Raw genomic sequence first — 23,747 nt, 5'->3', positions numbered from 1 at the left:
AGGAGATCAATATGGCAATTCCTGCCTACGTGTGGATCAAGGACGACGGCGGCGCCGACATCAAGGGCTCGGTGACGGTGCAAGGCCGCGAGGGCAGCGTCGAAGTGGTCGCGTTCGATCACGGCATCGACATTCCGACCGACGCGAACACGGGCAAGCTGACAGGCGCGCGCGTGCACAAGCCGATCACGCTGACGAAGGAAACCGACGCGTCCACGCCGTACCTCTACAAAGCCGTGACGAGCGGCCAGACGCTCAAGTCGGTCGAGATCAAGTGGTACAAGATCGACGACGCGGGCAAGGAGAAGGAATACTTCAACACCAAGCTCGACAACGTGAAGGTCGTCGCGGTGCGGCCGAAGATGCTCGACATCAAGAACCCCGCGTTCGAGAAGCACAACCACCTCGAAGACGTCGAGCTGCGCTACGAGAAGATCACGTGGTCGTACAAGGACGGCAACATCATCCACTCCGATAGCTGGAACGAGCGCTCGTAAGCGGCGCGCAACGGGCCGGGGCCGCGGGGCATGTTCGCCTCGCACGGCCCCGGCCCTCTTCCGGGCGGCCCGCGCCTGCCAGCCCTCCCTTCCTCCGCCCCATGGATGCCGCGCATCGAGGGGGCCATCGAGCGTTCACCATGACTCTTCGCGATTCGTCCCATCTGCTGCGCCGGCTCAACCCGCACTGCGCCGAGGCGCTCGAAGCCGCCGCGAGCCTGTGCCACGCGCGGCTGCATGCGGAGATCACGCTAGAGCATTGGCTGCTCAAGCTGATCGAGCGTGGCGACGGCGATCTCCCGGTGATCCTCGCGCACTACGAGATCGACGTCGACATGCTGTGGGACGCGCTGATGACGTCGATCGATCGCCTGCCGCACGAGATGCGCGGCAAGCCCGTGCTGTCGCACACGCTCGCCGCGGTGCTCGAAGGCGCGTGGCTATGGGCGTCGGCCGGCGACGCCGCGCAGCCGGTCCGCTCGGCGCACTTGCTGCAGGCGCTCGTCGAAGCGCCGCACGCGCTGCGAGCGACGGACACCAGGCCGCTGCTGTCGGTCAGCGCCGTGCAGATCCGGCGCTTGATGCCGGTGCTCGACAGGCTTTCGGCCGAGCGCCCGGGTGACGCCAGGCCGGTGCAAGACTCGGCCGCCGCCGAGGCATCGCCCTCGACGGATGCCGCAGCCGATTCGAGCGCACGAGTGACGCCGTTTCCAAAACCCACCGCGCTCCGCACGCCCGATCAGCCCGCCGGCGCCGACGCGCTCACCCGCTTCGCGATCGACTTGACCGCCAGAGCGCAGCGTGGCGAGATCGATCCCGTGTTCGGCCGCGACCGTGAGATCCAGCAGATGGTCGATGTGCTCGCGCGGCGGCGCAAGAACAATCCGATCCTCGTCGGCGAGCCGGGCGTCGGCAAGACGGCGCTCGTCGAAGGGCTGGCGCTGCGCGTCGCCGAGGGCGGCGTGCCGAACGCGATTCGCGACGTGCGCATCCTGACGCTCGATCTCGGCCTGCTGCAAGCGGGCGCGGGCGTGAAGGGCGAATTCGAGCAGCGCCTGAAGAACGTGATCGACGAGGTCCAGCAATCGCCCGTGCCGGTCCTGCTGTTCATCGACGAGGCCCATACGCTGATCGGCGCGGGCAACGCGGCCGGCGGCGCCGATGCAGCGAATCTCCTCAAGCCCGCGCTCGCGCGCGGGGAGCTGCGCACGATCGCCGCGACCACGTGGTCCGAATACAAGGAATACTTCGAGCGCGACGCGGCACTCGAGCGGCGCTTTCAAATCATCAAGGTCGACGAGCCCGACGACGAGAACGCCTGCCTGATGCTGCGCGGCCTCGCCGAACGGTATGCCGCCTATCACCGCGTACACATCCGCGACGAGGCGCTCGCCGCCGCAGTGAAGCTGTCGCGCCGCTACATCACGGGCAGGCAGTTGCCGGACAAGGCCGTCGATCTGATCGACACGGCCGCCGCGCGCGTGCGCATCGGCCTGGAATCGCCGCCTGCCGAGCTCGAACGTGCGCGCGCCCGCACGGCCGCGCTCGAAATCGAATTGAGCAAGCTCGATGAGGACCTCGCTGCCGGCTTGGCCGGCGCCGATACGCGCCGCGATACGCTGCATACCGATCTCGACAACACGCGCGCCGAACTGGCAGCACTACAGCAGCGCTACGAGCACGAACAGGGCTGCGTGAGCACACTGCTCGAGTGCCGCGAACGCTTCCGGAACGCAGCTGGCCCAGTCGAGCGCGAAACGGCGCGCCAAGCGCTCGACGCCGCCCGCGCCGAGCTCGCCGCCGTGCAAGGCAAGACGCCGCTCGTCTTCGCCGACGTCGACGCGCAAGCGATCGCCCGCGTGGTCGCCGAATGGACTGGCGTGCCGGCCGGCGATCTCGTCGAAGACGAACTCGCGAGCCTGCTCGCGCTCGAGACTCAGCTCGCGACGCGCGTCGTCGCGCAAGACCATGCGCTCGCCGCGCTCGCGCAAAGCCTGCGCACCGCCAAGGCTGGCCTGAAGAGCGAGCACGCGCCGCTCGGCGTGTTCCTGCTGGCCGGGCCGTCGGGCGTCGGCAAGACCGAAACCGCCATCGCGCTCGCCGACCTGCTGTTCGGCGGCTCGGCAGCGCTGACGACGATCAACATGTCGGAGTACCAGGAAGCGCACACGGTCTCGCAGCTGAAGGGCTCGCCGCCGGGCTACGTCGGCTACGGACGCGGCGGCGTACTGACCGAAGCAGTGCGTCAGCGTCCGTACAGCGTGGTGCTGCTCGACGAAGTCGAGAAGGCGCATCGCGACGTGCTCGACATGTTCTACCAGGTCTTCGACCGCGGCACGATGCGCGACGGCGAGGGCCGCGAGATCGACTTCCGCAACTGCGTGATCCTGATGACGTCGAATCTCGGCAGCCAACAGATCATCGATTTCTGCGCCGAAGATCCCGGGCTCACGCACGCCGAATTGCTCGATGCGATTCATCCACTCTTGTCGCAGCATTTCCAGCCCGCCTTGCTCGCGCGCTTCCAGACGCTTGCCTACCGCCCGCTCGATGCCGCCGCCTTGGCCGCGATCGTGCAGATGAAGCTGGCGAAGATCGGCGAGCGGCTGCGGCGGCAGTACGGCATCGCGCTCAGTTGCGACGCCTCGCTAGGCGCCGCGCTCGCTCACGCTTGCCTCGTACGCGAATCGGGCGCGCGCAACATCGACGCGCTATTGAATCAGCAAATCCTGCCGTCGGTCTCGCGCGAGCTGCTGGCGCGGATGTCGGCCGGCGCGATGCCTTCGTCGATCCGGCTCTCCGCATCCGGCGACGGCACTCTCGCGATCGATTTTCTCGACGCCGACGGGCAGACCGAGGCGCTCGATGCCGAAGCCGCCGCCGGTCCCACGGCTTGATGCACGAACCCGATAAGCACCTGACACACGACGATGCCGGCCGGCCCTTCCCTCTACGACATGCTGCTGGGACATATCGGCGACATGCCGATCGACGTCCTCGACGAGAAAACGCAGGAAATCCTGAGCGTGATGGAGAACCTGCGGCGCATCCTGAACACGCGCGCGGGCGCGTTGAAACACCTGCCGGACTACGGGCTGCCCGACATGACGAACATCTACGAGGCACTGCCCGCGTCCGCCCATCAGCTCAAGGCGCAGATGGAAAAAACGCTGCTCGCCTACGAGCCGCGCATCCGCTCGATCGATGTGGAAGTGGCGGCCAGGGTCGATCCCGGACTGACGATCAGCTATGTGATGACCTGCCGCTTGAAGAAAGCCGGCCTTGTGCGCTACGGAACGCATTTCGAGCCGTCGGGGCTTACGAGGCTGCGGTGGGAGCGGCGTTGATGCTTCTGTTCAGCAACGCATGTTGAGTTTTTTCTGCTATCGATATGGAGAGTAATCGTGACAACGCAATCGCCCTCTGAGCCGAACGCGCTCAACTTCGCTTTTCCATTTCGTGACGCACACGGGAAAGACATCGTAGACGAACACGTGTTCTATGACTGGCTGGCGGACGAAGACACCGGAAACTTTGCGGTCAGCAGTACCGGCATGTGGCATGGTGGTATTCACGTGTCGGCCGAGGGGGCGGGAAAGCATCTGGATCTCGTGCACGGCGTGCGCTGCATCGCCGATGGCTGGATCGTGGCGTATCTGATGAATCGCTCGCCGGTCGTCAGTCAGATCGCGGCGGGCGATGGCAAATCGGCACTGACCGGCCATTACAGCTCGGCGTTCACTTTGGTGCGTCATACGCTGGAATTCCCTGCAAACAACACGCTGACCTTCTTCAGCTTGTACATGCACTTGCAGAGCGTGGCGGAATATCGGCAGAAAGGGTTGAAGGAGCCCGCCTATTGGACGCGCTCTTACAAGATCACGAATGACGCTAACGACAAGCCTAAGTCAGACATTCACCACGGCGAGCCGACATCCGACCAAGTGGGACTGAACATCCATACGAAACCCAGCGACCGGGACTACCTGGGCATCCTGCCACGCGGGGCGCGAGTGCGCATCGGCGAGCGAAGCCGCGACGAGAAGTGGGGCAAGCTCGAAGCAATCGAGTCTGGCCCGCTGATCCCGCCACGTGTGAACAGCGCAGTGCGGCCCGGCGCGGAAACGGGGTGGGTGTTCCTCGGCAAAGAGCACGGTCACTACCTGCTGACAGAGGACGTATCCGAAGCCCACTGCGGCCGGGTCATCGTGCCCCAAGAGCCCATCAAGATCGGAGCCGGCGAGCTGATCGGCCACCTGGGGCGGTACTGGTTGCCCGCCGATCCCGCGCGCGAGCACCGCATGGTGCATATCGAAGTGTTCTGTGACGACACGCTGCCGCGATTCCTGTCGGAGAGCATCAAGGCTGCCGAGAAGATCACCGACTTTGACAAGCTGTCCCTGCTGCGCATCGAACGCGGCACCAAGCTGTATATGGGTCATTCAGTTGATGAAGAGGGGGCGCACGCACCCGCGACGGGGATGACCCAGATCTACGGCCAGGCCGCACTCGACGCGTTGCCCGCCGATTGCAAGGGGCCTGTGGATAACGATCCTTTTAACCACGGCAAGGGTGAACCGTGGTGGAAAATCACCGGCGCCGACAGCCGCTACGCGGACATTACGGGCTGGGTCCGCAACCGGCAGACGCCCGCAGGGCGGGTGACGCGCGAATCGCCGCACGCGTGGAAGGACTTCGAGACCGTGACGGGTGCGGATGCAGACAACCCGACGATCTTCAGCACGGTGGACGCATGGCTGGACCACGTACTGTGCGAAGACAAGCCGGCGACGAGCGATGTGGGCAAGCTCAAGCCACTGGCATGCAGCGTATATCGCCAACTGTCGCCGAGACGTAATGAAGCACAGGCAGCCGACGAGCTGCGCGCGCTCCGACAGAACAAGTGGTTGCGGTTTCGAGCATCGCGGCTGATGCCAAAGCATCGCAGCGAGTGGGCGAGCCAGAGCGAATATCAGAGCTTCTTCGAGAAGGTCCTGCAGCGTGTGGCGAAAGAGCCGTATCACGATGCGGAGATTGAGCGGATCAAGCGGCTGGTGTGGTGGGACGAGGTTCAGAAAAAGCTGAAAGAGGCGAAGCAGCCATTTCCGGCTAGTCCTAATGTGTTCCATATTCACCCGGTAGGGCTAGTTTCCAACTTTGGGCGAAAGGCCGACGAATGCCGCTGTGGATGCTGTTACGAACGTAAGTTTCAAGTGACGCGATTGGGATCCAACTATGGTCCCATCTATTGGGGATCGCGGGCAATGGAAAAGGCGACGGTGCTTGTCGATATGTTAAGTGCCGGTGATATATCGGAAAGCGAACGGCGAATACTTGTTGCTATGTCAGAAAATGAGGGAAAACTTGACTCCGTGCAGTCATACGATAGCGAAATTGCAACCGCCGGAGCTATGCAAAAAACAATCAACTCATTAGGAAATGGCGAATTTCCGGCTCAAGTTGCACAGTTCAAGATATCCAATGAGTCGGATTATATAGAGTTATTCGAAAAATGTGGTTGGTCGGTAGATGGAACTGGCTTGACCGCCACAATGTACTACGCTCATCCAAAACTTACTGGGGGCGAGAGAATCACTGGGGACAGCCTAAAGAAGATTATCCGCAATGGGTGTTCTGCGGAGAATTTCAGGTCCATGATAACGAGCGCGCCGTTAGCTGCAATTGTTCACGCAATCACCCATAAGTCCTACGAAAGGCTACAGTTAATGGATTTTATTAATCGATTGAGAAATGAAGTATTACCTGCTGTGCCCAAACACTACTCTCACCCTGTCAGTGCCTACTTTCTTTCCGACCTTGGCCGGGCTACCGCATTGGATCAGAGTGTGAATCGGCCTGCTTACGTTGGCCGAGATATTGGTAAGGCGCTAGACAATTTTTTTGCAGATCACCCATCACTCTCCAGAAATCCGAGCGAATGGGCCGAGAATCATGCTACTTATGAAACGGAGATCCTGGAGATATATGGGAAAAATCGAGAAATGGCGAAAGTGAACGGAGTTAGCGTGGCCCCCACGAGATATTCATCACTAAAAAACAGCCTTGCCTAACGGAGTTGCAATTGATTTATATTCGATTTCATTTTATGCAATGCTTGTTAGCTACGTTAATGCTTACTGCGCTGACGTGTTTTGCCAAATCGAATCATATCGCCTTTCCTAGTGGAGCAGCGGTAGATTTTTCGTCACCCTTATCAAAAAAAGAGCGAGCGCTTTTTGGTCCTGGCTGGAAAGTCGCGACATACACGAATGCAGAAGGAGAAGAATTCAACCTCTTCCCAGCCGAAACCCAAGCTGATGGCGGGGTGGTAATATTTGAAGACTCGTATTCACCTCAAATATCCCCCACTGGAAAATATGCAGTATTGGATATACTAAAGGCCGGAATCGTCGATCCAGGGCCATCCGGGAAACCAGAGGTTCAAAGCAGGCAATATTGCCCCGTACTGGAAACTAAGACTGGATGCGTAATAAGTAATCAATCGGGTGAAATTTGTGGAGGGCAGTGGCAAGTACACGGCGATCGTTGGATTGTGCCAGGAGGTGCGGGAGATACAGACCTTGTCATGCTGAAATATCAATTTAAAGACGCGAACACACTGTGGAAAGAGTACGTGGCTGCAAGAGGTAAATCGTTCGGCTATTCGCTCAAGGATGCACTATCGTCGAACTTAGGAGTTGCCAATTTGGTTGCATGCGACTCCCCAAAGGAAAGCAACGTCGATTCTTATAAAAATATATTAATGGAATTGCGGAGCAAGAGAGATCTCGATGATGCTGAATATATCGAGAAAAAACTTCACAGCACCACAAGCATCCATGGTCGCGTAGAGGAGCGGAGGGTTGTGGTGCCAAGAGCTTTTTTGTTCGATAAACCTGATTTGACAAGTCGAACCAAGACCTATTTGATCAAGGGAGATGTCGTGAAGTTATTGGAGACTCGCGACACCGAATGGGCGAAAATTCAGTACACGGGAAAAAATCGCATTGTCATTGAAAAATGGATTTCTGCAAAATCGCTGAATTAAAACATTGCTACTTTTCTGGCAATTGTTGTTGGACGTAACTTGGCAACATAACGCTATAGCTGGGGGCCGAGCAAGATAGATGAATCTCCGCCACTCCCCCCAGCACACCTTATTACCTCACTGAATCACCCGCGTCACCCCGCGCCCGCGCGGGTCGGCCGCAGGCTCAGGCGCATCGCCGTTGATCTTGATCGCCTGGATATCGCCGTTGAACGCTTGCGGCTTCAGCACATAGCCCATCGCCCCGACCTTCTGGGCCAGCTCGCCGTCGATCGGCTTGTACGGCTCCCAGAAAATCGTGTTCGGCGGCAGCAGCTGGTGATGGAAGCGCATCGCGGCGACGGCGGCCGGCAGCGGCATGTCGAAGTCATAGATGTTGTTGATCACCTGGAAGATCGACGTGAAGATCCGCGAGCCGCCCGGCGTGCCGATCACGAGGGAGACCTTGCCGTCCTTCGTGAGGATCGTCGGCGTCATCGACGAGAGCGGACGCTTGCCCGGCTCGATCGCGTTCGCATCGCTGCCCACCACGCCGAACATGTTCGCCACGCCCGGCTTCGCCGAGAAGTCGTCCATCTCGTCGTTCAGCACGACGCCGGTGCCCTCCGCCACGACGCCCGAGCCGAAGTAGCCGTTGATCGTGTACGTGTTCGATACCGCGTTGCCCCACTTGTCGACCACCGAGAAATGCGTCGTCTCGGCCTTCTCCGGCATCGAGGTGCCGAGGCCCGCCAGCACGCTCTTGGTATCGCTCGGCTTGGCCGGATTGACCTCCGACGCACGCATCGCGAGATAGGGATCGTCGATCAGCTGCGCGACCGGCACCTTGTAGAAATCCGGGTCGCCGAGATATTGCGCTCGGTCCGCGAACACGCGTTTTTCGATTTCCGCGGTCAGGTGGAGGTATTGCGGCGAATCGAGCGCGACGCCTTTGAAGTCATCCTTCAGGAGGGCCTTCATCTTCAGCAGCTGCACGAGCCCGATGCCGCCCGAGCTCGGCGGCGGCGCGGTAATCACCCGATAGCCGTTCCAGTTCGCCTCGACTGGCTGGCGCCAGACGGCCTTGTACTCCAGCAGGTCACGCTTGCTGATGAGGCCGCCATCCTTTCGCATCGCGGCGGCAATGAGGTCCGCGGTCTTGCCGGTGTAAAAGCCCTTCGCGCCCTGGTTGGCGATCCGGGTGAGCGTCGCCGCGAGTTCGGGCTGCTTGAACACCTCGCCTGCCTTCATCGAGCCGAAGTATTGATTGAAGTTGGTCTTGTCGCCGAAATCCTTGGCGGCGGCGTCGCGGCGCTGCTGCAATTGCTCGCTGACTTCGAAGCCGTCGCTCGCGTAGCGGATGGCCGGGGCCAGCACCTGCTTCCACTTGAGCTTGCCGAAGCGCCGCTGCGCCTCCCACATGCCTTCCACCGTGCCCGGCACGCCGGCCGCCTTGGCGCCGACGAGGCTCATGCCCTTGACGACGTTGCCGTCCTTGTCGAGGTACATGGTCTTGGTGGCCTCGAGCGGGGCCTTCTCGCGATAGTCGATGAAGTAGGGCTTGCCGTCGACATAGAGCGTCATGAATCCGCCGCCGCCGATGTTGCCCGCCTCGGGGTAGGTCACCGCGAGCGTGAACGCGATTGCCACGGCCGCATCGACGGCGTTGCCGCCCTCCTTGAAGATCTGCTCGGCCGCGTCCGCGCTGAATTTGTCGGCAGCGGCAATGGCCGACGCGGTCAGGACTGGCGTCTGCGCCGCGGGCGCCTTGGCGTACGCGGGTGCGCTTTCGATGAAGCCCGTCGAGATGGTTGCGCACGCAACCACTGCCAACGCAGCGCCGGTCATCTTGAATCGATCGAGGGTACTCAAGCGGTGTCTCCTATAAAAATCCGATTTTAGCCTCGGAAAAGGGCTCGTACTTGTATACCACGGCCACGGTCAAATTGTTTGCGAGCCGCAGCCTCCCATACGTGGCGCATCGCAGCATGCCTACGTGCGTATCTCGTTAAAGATCCGGAAATATTGATTTAACACCACGTGCGCTAAGACTTTTCCGAAATGAAGTCGCAAGGGCTATTTTGAGACTAAGCGTGATCCGATAATCGCGCCATTCATTCAGACTATGGAGTCGTAAATTGGCGTACAGCAAGGTGATCCAGGCAGCAGCACTCGCTGCATGCGTCGGCGCGATCATGCTTTCCAAGCCTTCGTTCGCGGCCAACGCCCCCGTCTCTTCCACGTCGCAATATGCGCAAACGAAGTACCCGGTGATCCTGGTGCCCGGCGTCGGCGGCGCCGGCTCGTTCTCCGGCGGCGCGTTGTCCACGGTGCAGGTTGCGCTCAACGCGCTCTTGAAGCAGGTCGGCATCTCGATCACGCTGCCGGATCAAAGCGTCGACTACTTTTACGGCTTCAAGGATCAACTCGAGCGCGACGGCGCGAAGGTCTACGTCGCCAACCTCGAGAGCTTCAACAGCGACAACGCGAAGCAAGTCATCATCCCCGGTCTTATCGAGCCGAGAGTCGGACGCGGCGAGCAGTTGCTGGCCTACGTGCGGAGCGTGATGACGCAAACCGGCGCGGCGAAGGTCAATCTGATCGGTCACGACCAAGGCGGGATGACGGCCCGTTACGTCGCCTCCGTCGCGCCGTCGCTGGTCGCGTCGGTCACGACGATCGGCACGCCGAACAAGGGCACCGAGCTGCTGGACCAGGCTGTCAACCTGATCAACAACGACCCCAAGGCAGCCGATGCGACGCTGACCGCGCTGAACCTGGCAGGCATGGGCATCAGCGCGGCGAACGGCACGGCCAACCTCTACACGCCGTTCCAGAACGCCAAGGCCATGCTCCAGCAAATGACCACGTCCGGCGCGGCCAGCTTCAACCAGACCTTCCCGAGCCAGGGCCTTTCCACCGCCAATTGCCAAACGGGCGCGGCAACCGCCAGCGTGGACGGCAACGTCCAGCGCATGTACTCGTGGACCGGCGCCGCGATGCAGCCGGCCTGGAGCTGGGCCGGCTACAAAATCATCACCGACAAGAGCCTGAGCTGGTTCCTCGATTCCGCGCTCTGGACCGACCCGTCGACGCTGCCGCTGGAAGCGTCCGGCCTGCTGCTCTCGAACCTCGCATCGGGCGCGAACGACGGTTTCGTGACCACTTGCAGCGCGATGTACGGCCAGGTGATCGGCACGTATAAGTGGAACCATCTCGACGAGATCAATCAGCTCCTCGGCATTCGCGGCGGCAATGCGGAAGATCCGGTGGCCGTGATGCGCACGCACCTGAACCGCCTGAAGAACGACGGAGTGTGAAATCGTGAATCTGCGCTCGTTGACATCGGGCATTGCCACGGCCGCCGTGGGAGCCGCGGCCGCATTCGGCATCTATCAGCGGTTCAGCAACCCGCCGGCGCAGACGCCGCCGGCGGCAAGCACGGGCGTCGCGGCGACAGCGGGCGTAACGCCGCCCGCCGTCGCGAACGCCGCGGTGGCAACCGGAGCCGCGGCACTGGAAGGCGCCACGGCGCCGCGGCTGCCGCTCGATGCAGAAGGGCACCTCGCACACGTGCGCGGCGTGCGCGACTTCTTCGACTACTTCCTGACCGCGCGCAGCCAGCTCAGCGACACCGCCCTCGATGCGCGAGTGAAGGCCGCCATCCACACGCAGCTGGCGCGCAAGCCCGCCGAAGCCGAGGCCACGCAGCTCTGGGCGCGGTATGACGCGTATCTGTCCGCGCTCGACAAGCTGAAGACCAACGACAAGACCGAGCCGCCAGCCGCCGCCACTCTCGATTTCGACGCGATCGCACGCTCGATCGATCAGCGCGCGCAGCTTGCGTCGGAAAAGCTGGGCGAATGGGCCGACGTGTTCTTCAAGGATGACCTCGCCGAGCAGCGCTATGCCCTCGCTCGCGCACGCATCATGGCGGATACGTCGCTCTCCGCCGCCGAGAAGGTGAGCCGGCTCGAAGCGCTCGAGCAGAGCCTGCCCGCCGCCAGGCGCGAAGCGCTGGCGCGCGAGCGCCGCGACGACGCCGTGCGGCAAGGCATCCAGCAAGCGCTGCAGCAGGGCGATTCGCCGGAAGCGGCGCGCGCGGCAGCGGCGCAGTTCGGCCCGCAAGCCGCCGAGCGGGCCGCGCACTTTGCGCAAGAGGAGCGCGACTTCCGCGATCGCTACGCGCAGTACGCCGGGCAGCGCAAGCAAATCGACGCGCAGAGCCTCGCGCCGGAAGATCGCGAGCGCCAGCTGACCCAGTTGCGCCAGCAATACTTCAGCGATCCGGCCAACGCGCGGCGCGCCGCCGCGTTCGACGGTTCCTGAAGCACGCGAACCTGCGCCAGACCACGCTTGCCAACGGAGTTCACTTGCACGCGCCCCCTGCGCTGGTTACATTCGAGCATCAGACCCTCATACCCTTGCGGAGCCCTTACACATGCTCATGCGCACCGTACCTGCCCGGCAAGGCGCACAGTGGATTGCCGACGGATGGGCGCTGTTCCGGCTGCATCCGTGGATCTGGATCGCGCTGGGCGTGATCGATCTGCTCGTCAGCCTGATCCTCGATTCGATCCCGTACGCAAGCGCGCTGACCTCGGTGTTCGCGGTGCTGTGGACGGGCGGCATGGCCGCCGCCGCCGAGCGCTGCCGCACGACGGGATTCGTGCGCATCGCCGACGTGGCCGACGGGATGCGCGCCAAGCTCCAGCCGCTGTTCGCGGCCGCCCTGTTTGCCTTGCTGGTGACGATCGTCTGCGACCTGTCGGGCAGCCGCGTGGAGGACAGCTTTTCGCTGCTGCTGAAGACGGTGCCGAGCCAGCAGGTCGCCGGCGTCTGGCACGACGTGCCGTGGCTCTCTCTCCTCGTCTACCTGGTCGCCGCCGTCGGCGGCACGATGGCGCTGTGGCTTGCGCCGACCCTCATCGTGCTCGCGGATGCCGCGCCCGTCGACGCGCTCAAGGCAAGCTTCGCCGCCGCCTGCCGCAACGTATGGCCGACGCTGATATACGGCCTGATCGTCGCGGGACTCGCCATCGCGTCGCTCGTCACGCTCGGGCTCGGCTTGCTGGTGATCGTCCCGCTGCTCTACCTGTCGTCTTTCGCCGCGTGCCGCGAGCTCTTCACGCTCGAATCCCCTGAATCGTCCTGACGGACGGCACGTCACGCCATCGCGCCATCGCGGCGCTCAGCCCGGCCGCGCGAATTCGTTCTCGATCCACTTGGCCGCGCTCGCCTGCGTCAGCTTGAAGTTCGGCGCGGCCTTGACGCGCGCGAGCTCGTCGCCGGCCTCGTCGACGGCGGCGAGGATCGCATGCGGTTCGTACTCGTCGGGGACGATGTCGAGCGTGACCGTGATGTCGCCCGATTCCGACGACACCGTCACGCTCTTGTGCAACATCGCGTGCAGTTGCTGCTCGTGCCGGCGCAGCACTTCCGACGCCGTCTTGACGAGCGTCGTGAACGCCGCCTGGTCGAGCGGCTTCGGGTTCTTCTTGTCGCGGCCCATCGTCCACGGGCCGACGAGCGCCGGCTCCGCCTCGCCGTCGTGAATCATCTCGACGGCCCAGCCCTCGTCGTCCTCGTTCTTGATCACGCGCGCGGTCCAGCCGTCGCAGCGCCAGAGGCGCGGCTCGCGAATATCGGACTGATCGGGCTGGCCGCCGTCAAGGGCGGAATCGGGCATCGGGACTTCGTTCATGGCAGTGGCGTTCGGCAGAGTTTCAGGTGCGAAGGTATGGCGAGGGCTTCAAGCGCGAGCGATGAATTCTACCCGCGTTCCGGCGCGCGCCTGCGCGCCCTATGCCATCCGGCCAAGGCCGGGCGGACCGCCGCCCGAGCCAGTCCGTATCGAGGTGTAACGCTTGTACCCTCACGCGCGGCGATCTGCGAAGATACGCGCCCGTCTTCGTCTCTGCGCGCCGCTTCGCGCCGTTCGCCTTTCCCGCTCGCAATCATGGCCTCCAACAAAGCACACCACGCAACCGGATGGGCCGCCGGCGTCATCGCCGCGGCCGTCGTCACTCGAGCCGGCGCGGGCGGGCCCGCCCATGTGTGGGGCGTGCTGAGCTGCCTGGCGGGCATCGCCGGCGGCACGGCGCCGGACTGGCTGGAAGTGGCGTGGTGGTCCGCGAAGCGCCGCTTGTGGATCACGCATCGCACGCTCACGCACTGGGGCGTCGCCTGGGTCGCGCTGCTGGCCTGGTCATACCTGGCCCTTCGACATCATCATGTCGCCGCGCTCGCCTTCGGCTTCGCGTGCGGCGGGCTCATGCATCTCGCCGCCGATTGGCCCAATCCGCTCGGCGTGCCGTGGATCGCGCGCAGGCATTCGCTGAATTGGTGGAACAGCGGGCATTGCGACTTGTTGATCGTCGCCGCCGCCTGGGGCATCGCGTTTTTCGTTTGCCGTCACGTGTGGGTGAGCGGCATCGACGTGCCGCATTTTCCGCGGCGTCTGTAGCGCCGACCGAAGCCTTCGCGTCCACTTTCGGCCGACGATAAAGCCGCCAGGAACACCGCAGGCGCGCAGCCCATCTCTCTGGCAAACTCTTCATTTATCCAGTCGAAAGGCCGGGAGCGGCGCGCGAATCGAAAGCGCGAGCCGTGCCCCCGCGTCGCGCCGATGAGCAGTCAACCGCGCCCTTCCCCGTCCGCCAAACCGTTGGCCGATTTCCATCCCGCCACCGCGGCATGGTTCGCGCGCACGTTCCCCGCCCCCACCAGCGCCCAGGCGCTCGCGTGGCCGCACATCCTGCGCGGCCGCTCCACGCTCGTCGCCGCACCGACCGGCTCCGGCAAGACGCTCACCGCCTTCCTCTCCGCGCTCGACGAGCTGGTCCGCGAAGGGCTCGCCCGCGGCGGCGCGCTGCCCGACGAGACGATGGTCGTCTACGTCTCGCCGTTAAAGGCGCTGTCGAACGATATCCACGCCAATCTCGAGGTGCCGCTCGCAGGCATCGCAGCGGAGCTCGAGCGGCGCGGCCTGCCGGCCGTCGAGATCCGCACCGCCGTGCGCACCGGCGACACCACGCAGGCCGAGCGCAACGCGCTCAAGAAGCGCCCGCCCCACATTCTCGTGACGACGCCCGAATCGCTGTACGTGCTGCTGTCGTCGGATTCCGGGCGGCGCATGCTCGCGACCGCGCGCACGGTCATCGTCGACGAGATTCACGCGATGGCGGGCAGCAAGCGCGGCAGCCACCTCGCGCTAAGTCTCGAGCGGCTCGATGCGCTCGCCAAGCGGCGCTTGCCGCGCATCGGGCTGTCGGCGACGCAAAAGCCGATCGAAACGGTCGCGCGATTTCTGGTCGGCGGCACGGATGCTCGGGGCGAGCCGTGCGAAATCGTCGATACGGGCCACATCCGCCAGCGCGATCTCGCGCTGGAACTGCCGCCCGTTCCGCTCGAAGCGGTCATGGCCAACGACGTGTGGGAGCGTGTCTATGACCGCCTCGCCGAGCTCGCCGCCGCACACACGACGACGCTCGTGTTCGTCAACACGCGCCGCATGGCCGAGCGCGCCGCCCGCCATCTGACCGACCGGCTCGGCAAGCTCGCGGTCGCCGCGCACCACGGCAGCATGTCGAAGGAGCACCGGCTCGACGCCGAGACGCGCTTGAAGCGCGGCGAGTTGCGCGTGCTGATCGCGACGGCGTCGCTGGAGCTCGGCATCGATATCGGCGATGTCGACCTCGTCTGCCAGATCGGCTCGCCGCGCGCGATCGCGCCGTTCCTGCAGCGCGTCGGGCGCTCGGGGCACAAGGTCGGCGGCATGCCGAAGGGGCGGCTCTTTCCGACCTCGCGCGACGACCTGATCGAGTGCGCGACGCTCATCGATTGCGTGAATCGCGGCGAGCTCGATGCGCTCGCCGTCCCGCGCGCGCCGCTCGACGTGCTCGCGCAGCAGATCGTCGCCGAAGCCGCCTGCGAGGAGTGGAGCGAGGATGCGCTCTTTGAGTGCTTCAAGCACGCGTCGCCCTATGCGGCGCTCACGCGCGAGCAGTACGACGCGGTGCTGCGCATGCTCGCCGAGGGCTACACGAGCCGGCACGGGCCGCGCGGCGCGTATATCCATCGCGACGCCGTCAGCGGCACCCTGCGCGGGCGGCGCGGCGGCAAGCTGACGGCCGTCACCTCGGGCGGCACGATCCCCGACAACGCGGACTACGCCGTGCTGCTCGAGCCGCAAGGCATGAACATCGGCACCGTCAACGAAGACTTCGCGATCGAAAGCCTCGCGGGCGACGTCTTCCAACTGGGCAACACGTCGTACCGCATTCTGCGCGTGGAGCCGGGGCGCATGCGCGTCGCGGACGCCGAGGGGCAGTCGCCCAACATTCCGTTCTGGCTCGGCGAGGCGCCGGGGCGCAGCGACGAGCTGTCGGCGGCGGTTGCGCGCTTGCGCGGAAAGATCGATCGATTGCTGAGCGGCGGCACGCTGACGAAAACGAAGGCGCGGACGCAATCGACGGCACAGCAGCAACCGCAAACGCTGCAACCCGCCATCGACTTCCTGGCAGGCGAACTCGGCCTCGCCGAGCCCGCCGCGCAGCAAATCGCCGACTACCTCGGACGGGCGCGCGCCGCGCTCACCGTGCTGCCGACCCAAGACACGCTCGTCATGGAGCGTTTCTTCGACGAATCGGGCGGCACGCAGCTCGTGATCCACGCGCCGTTCGGCAGCCGCATCAATCGCGCCTGGGGCCTCGCGCTCAGGAAGCGCTTCTGCCGCACTTTCAACTTCGAGCTGCAGGCCGCGGCGACCGAGGACGCGATCGTGCTCTCGCTCACCGGCAGTCACAGCTTCGTGCTCGACGAGGTCTGGCGCTATCTGCGCTCGAACAGCGCCGAGCACATCCTGATCCAGGCGCTGCTCGACGCTCCGCTTTTCAACGTGCGCTGGCGCTGGAACGCCACCACCTCGCTCGCCTTGCCGCGCTATGCGGGCGGCCGCAAGACCGCGCCGCAATTGCAGCGGATGAAGAGCGAAGACCTGCTCGCGGCGGTGTTTCCCGATCAGGTCGCGTGCCTGGAGAACGTGGTCGGCGAGCGCGAGCTGCCGTCGCATCCGCTCGTCGACCAGACCGTCGACGACTGCCTGCACGAGGCGATGGACACCGAAGGCTGGCTCGCGCTGCTGCGCCGGATCGAAGGCGGCGAGATCGAGCTCGTGACGCGCGAGCTCCCCGCGCCGTCGCCGCTCGCGGCCGAGATCCTGAACGCGAAGCCCTACGCGTTTCTCGACGATGCGCCGCTCGAAGAACGCCGCACGCAGGCGGTGCTCTCGCGGCGCTGGAGCGATCCGCAAAGCGCCGACGACCTCGGCGCGCTCGATGCCGACGCGATTGCGGGCGTGCGAGAAGAGGCGTGGCCGCAAGTGACGAACGCCGATGAAATGCATGAGGCGCTGACCGGCCTCGCCTGCATCACCGGCGCGGAAGCGCGCGACAACGACGGCTGGCTGGCGTGGCTCGAAGCGCTCGCGGCCTCGGGGCGCGCCGCGCGTCTTTTCGTGGCGCAGCACGACGCGCTGTGGCTGCCCGCGGAGCGGGTCACGTGCCTGCGCGCGATCTACCCGGAGGCGAAGCTCGAACCGCGCCTCGCGCCGCCCAAAGGCTTTGCCGACGCGTGGAACGAAGACGATGCCGTCGTCGACATCGTGCGCGCGCGGCTGACCGGCTTGGGTCCGCAGCCGGTGCCCGCGATTGCGCGCGCGCTCGCCCTGCCCGCCTCGACGGTCGCGGCGGCGCTGGTGCGGCTCGAAAGCGAAGGCTATGCGATGCGCGGACGCTTCACGCCCGGCGCCGCGCAAGAGGAGTGGTGCGAGCGGCATCTGCTCGCGCGCATCCATCGCTACACGGTGCGGCGCCTGCGGCGCGAGATCGAGCCGGTCGAGCGCGCGGACTTCATGCGCTTCCTGTTCCAGTGGCAACACCTCACGCCAGAGACGCGCGGCGCGGGACGCGAGGCGCTGGCGGCCGTCGCCGATCAACTCGAAGGCTTCGAGGCGGCTGCGTCGGCTTGGGAAGAGGAGATTCTGCCGGCTCGCCTCAAGGACTACACGGTCACCGGGATCGACGAGTTGTGCCGCTCGGGCAAGGTCGTGTGGACGCGCCTCGGCGGACGCTTCTCGGCGCACGGCGCGAGCGCGCCCGTGCGCACGACGCCGATCGTGCTGCTGCCGCGCCGCGAGCTCGCGGCATGGCACGCGCTCGCCGATGCGTCGGACGAGCCGGAGCTGTCGCCGCGCGCGCAGCGCGTCCGCGATGCGCTGACGCAGCATGGCGCGATGTTCTTCGACGAGCTGCTCGGCGACACGCACTTGCTGCGCGTCGAGCTCGAGACGGCGCTCGGCGAGCTCGTCGCTGCCGGGCTCGTGAATGCGGACAGCTTCGCGGGCTTGCGCGCATTGCTGACGCCCACCGCCGGACGCCACGGCGCACCCAGACGCCGCAGCGGCCGCCCCTCTCGCAGCGCTGGCCCGCTGATCGGCGGGATGGACGACGCGGGCCGCTGGGCGCTCGTGCGCCGGCCGGCACGTGCGGAATCGGGTGCAGAGGAAACAGCCACGAGCATCAACGCGGACACAAAAGGCTCAACGCCGCGCCCCCCTGCTCCCGCTGCACGCCACGCCGAGCCCGAGGTCCTCGAACACATCGCGACGACACTGCTGCGCCGCTACGGCGTCGTCTGCTGGCTGCTGCTCGAACGCGAGGCCGAATGGCTGCCGCGCTGGCGAGACCTGCTGCGCGTGCTGCAGCGGCTCGAAGCGCGCGGCCAGGTGCGCGGCGGGCGCTTCGTCAACGGCATCTCAGGCGAGCAGTTCGCGCTGCCCGAGGCGATCCCGCTGCTGCGCGAGGCGCGCAAGCAATATCAAAGCGGACAGACGCACGGACAGATGATCTGCGTCTGCGGCGCCGATCCGCTCAATCTCGTCGGCACGCTGCTGCCCGGCGACAAGGTCCCCGCGCTCGCGGGCAACCGCGTGCTGTTTCGCGACGGCGCGCCGGTCGCGACGCTCATCGCCGGCAAATTCGCGTACGCGCCGGAGCTCGACGCGCACGCGAAGGAAGACGCGCGGCTGCGGCTCGCGCGGCGGTATTGAATCGCGGCGTAGCGGCCAGGCCACTAGATCGCCATGCCGCCCGAGACCTCGATACGCCCGAAGCCATTCCCAACGTCGATGACGCCGCTGCAATACCAGAAGCAGCTTCGCCTGCTCGAAGCGCGCCACTTGATGGTGACGGGAGCGGCCACCGCCGAAGCGGCCGCCTACCCGGTGGGATATGAAAGCCCATCGCAGTTCAGCCGCGAATACGCGCGCATGTCCGGTGCGCCGCCCCGGCGCGACATAGCGACATTGAAGACCGCGGCGGCATAGCGACCGTCGAGCGACGCCTCTACGCCGCCCCTCTCGTGTTCACGCGAATGCGATAAAGCGACGAAGATGCGCAGATATAGAGCTCGTCGCCCTCGTCCCCGCCGAACGTGAGATTCGCGACCTTCTCCGGCACGGCGATGCGCGCGAGCCGGGTGCCATCCGGGTGATAGACCTGCACGCTGTCCGCGCTGCTCGTAAAGACCCACCCTTGCCGGTCGATGCGAAATCCATCCGCAAGCCCTGGCTCCACCACCGCGAAAATCCGCGGGTTCGCAAGCCGCTCGCCATCGAGCACATCGAAGGCCACGATATGGTGATTGCCGCTGCCGTCGGTGCGCAGCGCAGCCGACGTATCGGACACGTACAACACCGATTCGTCCGGCGAAAACGCCAGCCCGTTCGGCTCCTCCACGAAGTCCGTCGCGATGCTGAGCTCGCGCGTGCGCGGGTCGTAGCGGAACACGTAGTTGTCGCCGAGCTCGGAGTCGCCCTTGTGCCCCTCCCGATCGGACACGATCCCGTACGGCGGATCGCTGAACCAGATCGTGCCGTCGCGCTTGACCACGATATCGTTCGGCGAGTTGAGCCGCTTGCCCCGATAGCGATCGACGACGATCTCATCGACGGGATTCGACAGCGCCGCACCGAAGCGCGTGCGGACAATCGCCCGCTGCCCGTGCGAGCAGTGCAGGATGGAGCCGTCCGGCTCCCGCGTATGGCCGTTGGTGAACTCGACGCCCGCGCGCCAGACCGTCATGCCGTCGCGCTCGGTCCAACGCAGCATCCGGTTGTTGGGGATGTCGCTCCATAGCAGGGACGCGTCCTCGCGCAGCCACACCGGCCCTTCGCCCCACACAGCGCCGGTGCAAAGCCGCTCCAGCGCGGCATCGGCGGGAAAGAGCGCCGTCGCCCGCGCGTCATAAACGTCGACCGCGCCTTCCAGCAGTTGAATCTCGTTGTCCGCCTGCGTTTTCATCAGCGTGCTTCTCCTCGAGTTCCGTCACTTGCCCCAGATGCGGCGGTACGCATCGCGATAGCGGTTGGCGGGATCGTAGACATTGTTGGGACCGACGTCGGACGCGATGTTCTCGGGCGTCACGAGATGCACCGGCGTGCTGTAGCCGCTCGGCGGCTGGCCGGCGAACGCGCGGTTCAGCTCGTCGACCAGTTGCCAGCCATGCAGGAACAGCGGCTCCGGAATCGTGCCGGCCTGGTAGCGGTTCGCGCGAATGCGCTGGAACGCCGATTCGCTGCCGTCGCCCGCCGACAGGTTGACGAGCTGGCCCGACGGGCTCACGCCCGCGCTCACGAGCGCCGGCCCCATGAAGTCGAAATAGAGGTCGTTGATCCCGAGCGCGTAGCCCCACTTCTTGCCGTAGCGTTGCAGCAGCGAGGTCGTCAGTTGCGGAATGCGCGTCGAGGTGTCCGAGAGCGGCGTGTCCTCGACGGACAGCAGCGTGCAGCCCTTGCATTGCTTGATGACGTCGGCCATCGCCGTCGATTTGGCGAGCGCCACCTTGTACAAGGAATCGGTGAACACCACGACTCCCGCCGTGCCGTTCGATTTCACGACCGCGTAGTCGGCCGCGGTGCGCGCGACCGCCAGCGGGTCCGTGCTCACGTTGGTGAAGAGGCCTGACGACGGATCGGGGCCCGCTTTCGGCCCGGCATGCCAGCCGACGACCGGAATCTTCAGGCTCGCGGCCTTGCGGATGACGGCGCCCTGCTCGCTCGGATCGAACCCGCCGAGGACGATGCCCGACGGATTCAGCGACAGCGCCTGATTCATCGCGGCCGTGCGCCCCGACACCGAGCCTTGCCCGTCGAGCACGCGCAGCTTCCAGCCCATCACGCGCGCGGCCTCGGTCACGCCGTCGCTCACGCCGAGCACCCCGCCGTTGCGCAGGTCGGAGGCCACGTAGACGATGGTCTTGTCCGGCTGCGCTTGCGGACCTGTCGCCGGGCCGTCCCAGGGCGGCGACGGACGCACCGCCGCAGCAATCGCGCTGCGTGCCCGCGCCAGATAGTCGTCGGCGGCATGCGCGTTGATGGCGATGAGCGAAAGCGCCGCCATCGCGCACGCCGCACGGCGTGCGTTTCGTTTGGTGGATTCAACGAGCTTCACTGGGTGTCTCCCTGGTTGTCGTTTTCGGTGCGGCCGGCCGGCGCTTGACCGCGCGCGACCGTCTGCGCGCCCCATATCCCGCGATGCCGATGGCGATCAGCAGCGTCACGCCGTTGAACAACGGCTCGACGAAGAACGCGCCGCCCATCTGCTGGATGCCGGAAATGCCGACCGCGAGAATCCCCACGCCGACGAGCGTGCCCCACACGTTGACGCGCCCCGGGCGGATCGTCGTCGAGCCGAGGAATGCGCCGACGAGCGCCGGCAGCAGGAACTCGAGACCGACGCTCGCCTGCCCGATGCCGAGCTTCGAGGCGAGCACGACGCCCGCAAACGCGGTCAGCAAGCCCGACGCCATGAACGCGCCGATCACATAGCGGCGCACGGGGATGCCGTTGAGCCGGGCCGCGCGCGGATTGGCGCCGATGGCATAGAGGAAGCGCCCCGCGGGCAGGTATTCGGTGACGATCCACAGCGCCACTGCGATCGCCGCGACATACCATGTCGCGGCGGGCAGCCCGAGGAACTGCGCTGCGTTGATCTGGTAGAACGCGTCGGGCAGCGTCGCGATCACCTGGCGCCCGCCCGTGTGCCAGAGCGCGACCGCATAGACGATCGTCCCCGTGCCGAGCGTCGCGATGAAGGAATCGATCTTCGCCATCTCCACGAGCACGCCGTTCAGAAACCCGAACGCGAGGCCCAGCGCGAGCACGATCGCAATCGCCGCCGGCCACGGCAAGCCGAAGCGCGATTGCAGCGTGATCGCGAGGATGTGCCAGAGCACGATCCCATAGCCGACGGTCAGGTCGATCTTGTTCGTCAGCATCGGGATCATCGCGGCCAGCGCGAGCATCGCGATGATCGCCTTGTCCGAGAGAATCGAGTTGAGGTTCAGGCGCGTCGGGAACGTATCGGGCAGCGCGATCGAGAAGATCAGGATCAGCGCGGCCATCAGGAGCGGCATGCCGTACACGGGGATGAGCTGGGAGAGGCCGTGCGACACGCCGTGCGGCGACGCCGTTTTCTCCGGATGGTTCTTCGGGTGGGTCAAGGAACTCACAAGTCCTCCTTTATCCGTTGCGTTCGTCAACGTTCGTCGGCGTTCGTCACGCGGGCTCGCATTCGCTCGCCGACGCCCGTTGCAGCAGGCTCCCGATCGAGAGCGTTTCGCGCGCGATCGTGTCGATGACCTGGCCGCGATTGAAGATGAGGGCGCGGTGCGCGATGTTCGCGACCTCCTCGAAATCGGTCGAGATCAAGAGCACCGCAAGGCCGCGCCCGAGCGCCTGGTTCACGAGCGCGTAGATGTCCGCGCGGGCGCCGACGTCGACGCCGGCAGTCGGCTCTTCGAGAATCAGCAGGCGCGTGGCGATCTGCAGCCAGCGCGCCATCACGACTTTCTGCTGGTTGCCGCCGCTCAGGTTTTCGACGGCGCTCGCGGGATCGTTCGGACGCACGCCGAATTGCGCCGTCAGCGCCAGCGCCTCGCGATGCTCGCTGCGCGCGCTCTTCAGCTGGAACCAGCCGCGGCCCGTGGCGAGCGGATTGAGAAAGAGATTTTCGAGCACCGACATCGGCATCGCGAGCGATTCGCCAGTCCGGTCGCCGGCGACGAAGCCGATGCCCAGCTTCATCGCCCGCCTCGGCGACTCCGGGCGAATCGGCGCGCCGCCGAGCAGGATCCGGCCGCCGTCGAGCGCGGCCTGCCCGAAGAGCGCGCGGCCCACGGTGTCCTGCCCGGCGCCGCGCAACCCCGCGAGCGCCAGCAGTTCGCCCGCGCGAAGCTCGAACGAGACGGGGCCGACCTCGCCGAAGACGGCATCCTCGAGCTCGAGCGCGATGCGGTCTCCGGCATGCGCCGCGCTCACGCGGATCGCCTGCGGCTTGCGCCCGACGATCATGTTCACGAGGTCCTCGGGATTCGTCTCGCCGATGCGCTTCTCGCCGACGAGCCGCCCGTCGCGCATCACGGCGACGCGGTCGGCCACGCGAAAGATCTCGTCGAGCCGATGCGAGACGTAGATCATGCCCACGCCGCGCTCGCGCAGCGACGCCAGCACGGCGAACAGCCGCTCCACGTCGCTCTGCGGCAGGCTCGCGGTGGGCTCGTCGAGCACGATCAGGCGGGCGTCGGTGGCGAGCGCCCGCGCGATGGCAAGCAGCGATTTCTCGGCGCGGCTCAACTCGGCAACGGGCGTGTCCGGATCGATGCCGGCATCGACGAGCGCCAGCACCTGAACCGCGCGCCGCCGCACGGCCCGCCAGTCGATCAGCCCGGCGCGCCGCGCGAAGCCGCAGCCGAACGCGACGTTTTCCGCGGCGCTCATCCAGTCGATGAGACCGAGGTCCTGGTGGATGAAAGCGATGGCGTCGCGCGGCGGCTCGCCGTCGAGCGGTGCGCCGCAAAACTCGATCGAACCCGAATCGATGGGATAGACGCCGGCGAGCAGCTTGATCAAGGTCGATTTCCCCGCGCCGTTCTCGCCGAGCAGGGCGAGCACGGTGCCGGCTTCGATGTCGAGGCTCACGCCGTCGACGGCCAGCGTGCCGCCAAAGCGTTTCTTGACGTTCTTGAACGAGAGCAATGGCGACACATTCGTCTCCCAGGCAAGCGCCGCATGCAGGCCGCCTGCCGTTTGGACCGGCCCGAAGGCCGACACTTTGTTGTTGGTTTTTTCAGTGTGAATGCGTGGCAGATGCCGCGCTAATCAA

General features: G+C 65.3%; 16 protein-coding genes and 1 pseudogene. 11 read left to right on the top strand and 6 right to left on the bottom strand.

Annotated elements, in window-relative coordinates:
- Positions 1 to 11: 11 nt before the first annotated feature.
- The 5 genes from FAZ69_RS17510 to FAZ69_RS17490 all read left to right on the top strand — a co-directional run bounded on the left by FAZ69_RS17510 (position 12) and on the right by FAZ69_RS17490 (position 7,545).
- Positions 12 to 497 (top strand): Hcp family type VI secretion system effector, encoded by a 486-nt coding sequence (locus tag FAZ69_RS17510; RefSeq protein WP_136896310.1) that lies wholly within the window; start codon positions 12 to 14, stop codon positions 495 to 497.
- A gap of 140 nt (positions 498 to 637) precedes the next feature.
- Entirely contained in the window at positions 638 to 3,394 is a 2,757-nt protein-coding gene (tssH, locus tag FAZ69_RS17505) for a type VI secretion system ATPase TssH (RefSeq protein WP_136896309.1), read from the top strand.
- Between the two features lie 33 nt (positions 3,395 to 3,427).
- Positions 3,428 to 3,844, top strand: a complete 417-nt coding sequence (gene tssE / locus FAZ69_RS17500; RefSeq protein WP_136896308.1) for a type VI secretion system baseplate subunit TssE — start codon at positions 3,428 to 3,430, stop codon at positions 3,842 to 3,844.
- 57 nt (positions 3,845 to 3,901) lie between these two features.
- Positions 3,902 to 6,568, top strand: a complete 2,667-nt coding sequence (locus FAZ69_RS17495; protein WP_136896307.1) for a hypothetical protein — start codon at positions 3,902 to 3,904, stop codon at positions 6,566 to 6,568.
- An 11-nt stretch (positions 6,569 to 6,579) separates the two neighbouring features.
- Positions 6,580 to 7,545 (top strand): hypothetical protein, encoded by a 966-nt coding sequence (locus tag FAZ69_RS17490; protein ID WP_136896306.1) that lies wholly within the window; start codon positions 6,580 to 6,582, stop codon positions 7,543 to 7,545.
- 117 nt (positions 7,546 to 7,662) lie between these two features.
- Here FAZ69_RS17490 and ggt read toward each other — a convergent pair whose 3' ends face one another.
- Positions 7,663 to 9,372 (bottom strand): gamma-glutamyltransferase, encoded by a 1,710-nt coding sequence (gene ggt / locus FAZ69_RS17485; protein ID WP_169708686.1) that lies wholly within the window; start codon positions 9,370 to 9,372, stop codon positions 7,663 to 7,665.
- 290 nt (positions 9,373 to 9,662) lie between these two features.
- On the opposite strand from ggt, the gene FAZ69_RS17480 reads away from it, so the two are divergent.
- From FAZ69_RS17480 to FAZ69_RS17470, 3 genes are all read left to right on the top strand, one after another.
- A complete protein-coding gene (locus FAZ69_RS17480) occupies positions 9,663 to 10,844 on the top strand; it encodes a lipase family alpha/beta hydrolase (protein ID WP_136896304.1) in 1,182 nt (393 codons plus the stop codon).
- Between the two features lie 4 nt (positions 10,845 to 10,848).
- Positions 10,849 to 11,853, top strand: a complete 1,005-nt coding sequence (locus FAZ69_RS17475) for a lipase secretion chaperone (RefSeq protein WP_169708678.1) — start codon at positions 10,849 to 10,851, stop codon at positions 11,851 to 11,853.
- Between the two features lie 112 nt (positions 11,854 to 11,965).
- Positions 11,966 to 12,679: a BPSS1780 family membrane protein gene (locus FAZ69_RS17470; RefSeq protein ID WP_136896302.1), complete on the top strand. Its 714-nt coding sequence runs from the start codon at positions 11,966 to 11,968 to the stop codon at positions 12,677 to 12,679.
- A 36-nt stretch (positions 12,680 to 12,715) separates the two neighbouring features.
- Here the strand turns inward: FAZ69_RS17470 and FAZ69_RS17465 are convergent, their stop codons facing one another.
- Positions 12,716 to 13,213, bottom strand: a complete 498-nt coding sequence (locus tag FAZ69_RS17465) for a hypothetical protein (protein ID WP_136896301.1) — start codon at positions 13,211 to 13,213, stop codon at positions 12,716 to 12,718.
- Between the two features lie 270 nt (positions 13,214 to 13,483).
- Here FAZ69_RS17465 and FAZ69_RS17460 point away from each other — a divergent pair, with 270 nt between their 5' ends.
- From FAZ69_RS17460 to FAZ69_RS17450, 3 genes and pseudogenes are all read left to right on the top strand, one after another.
- Positions 13,484 to 13,990: a metal-dependent hydrolase gene (locus FAZ69_RS17460; RefSeq protein ID WP_136896300.1), complete on the top strand. Its 507-nt coding sequence runs from the start codon at positions 13,484 to 13,486 to the stop codon at positions 13,988 to 13,990.
- A 162-nt stretch (positions 13,991 to 14,152) separates the two neighbouring features.
- Positions 14,153 to 18,634 (top strand): DEAD/DEAH box helicase, encoded by a 4,482-nt coding sequence (locus FAZ69_RS17455; RefSeq protein ID WP_136896299.1) that lies wholly within the window; start codon positions 14,153 to 14,155, stop codon positions 18,632 to 18,634.
- Positions 18,635 to 18,706: 72 nt separating this feature from the next.
- Positions 18,707 to 18,910, top strand: a pseudogene (locus FAZ69_RS17450) (helix-turn-helix domain-containing protein); the annotation flags it as partial.
- A 19-nt stretch (positions 18,911 to 18,929) separates the two neighbouring features.
- On the opposite strand, the gene FAZ69_RS17445 reads toward FAZ69_RS17450, so the two are convergent.
- Genes FAZ69_RS17445 through FAZ69_RS17430 form a run of 4 tightly spaced genes read right to left on the bottom strand, consistent with a single transcriptional unit; the run spans position 18,930 to position 23,629 of the window.
- Positions 18,930 to 19,886, bottom strand: coding sequence for an SMP-30/gluconolactonase/LRE family protein (locus FAZ69_RS17445; RefSeq protein WP_136896298.1), 957 nt, complete (start codon positions 19,884 to 19,886; stop codon positions 18,930 to 18,932).
- Between the two features lie 24 nt (positions 19,887 to 19,910).
- On the bottom strand, positions 19,911 to 21,035 hold the full coding sequence (locus FAZ69_RS17440; protein WP_240702287.1) for an ABC transporter substrate-binding protein: 1,125 nt from the start codon (positions 21,033 to 21,035) through the stop codon (positions 19,911 to 19,913).
- Positions 21,022 to 22,095, bottom strand: a complete 1,074-nt coding sequence (locus FAZ69_RS17435) for an ABC transporter permease (protein WP_240702286.1) — start codon at positions 22,093 to 22,095, stop codon at positions 21,022 to 21,024. Before FAZ69_RS17435 ends, FAZ69_RS17440 begins: the two co-directional genes overlap by 14 nt.
- Positions 22,096 to 22,141: 46 nt before the next feature.
- Positions 22,142 to 23,629 (bottom strand): sugar ABC transporter ATP-binding protein, encoded by a 1,488-nt coding sequence (locus FAZ69_RS17430; RefSeq protein ID WP_136896297.1) that lies wholly within the window; start codon positions 23,627 to 23,629, stop codon positions 22,142 to 22,144.
- Between the last annotated feature and the right edge of the window lie 118 nt (positions 23,630 to 23,747).

The sequence above is a fragment of the Trinickia terrae genome, assembly GCF_005144415.1.
In the GTDB taxonomy this organism is placed as follows: domain Bacteria; phylum Pseudomonadota; class Gammaproteobacteria; order Burkholderiales; family Burkholderiaceae; genus Trinickia_A; species Trinickia_A terrae.
The sequence above is the reverse complement of the archived record's forward strand: the minus strand, read 5'-3'. Positions and strand labels throughout refer to the sequence as shown.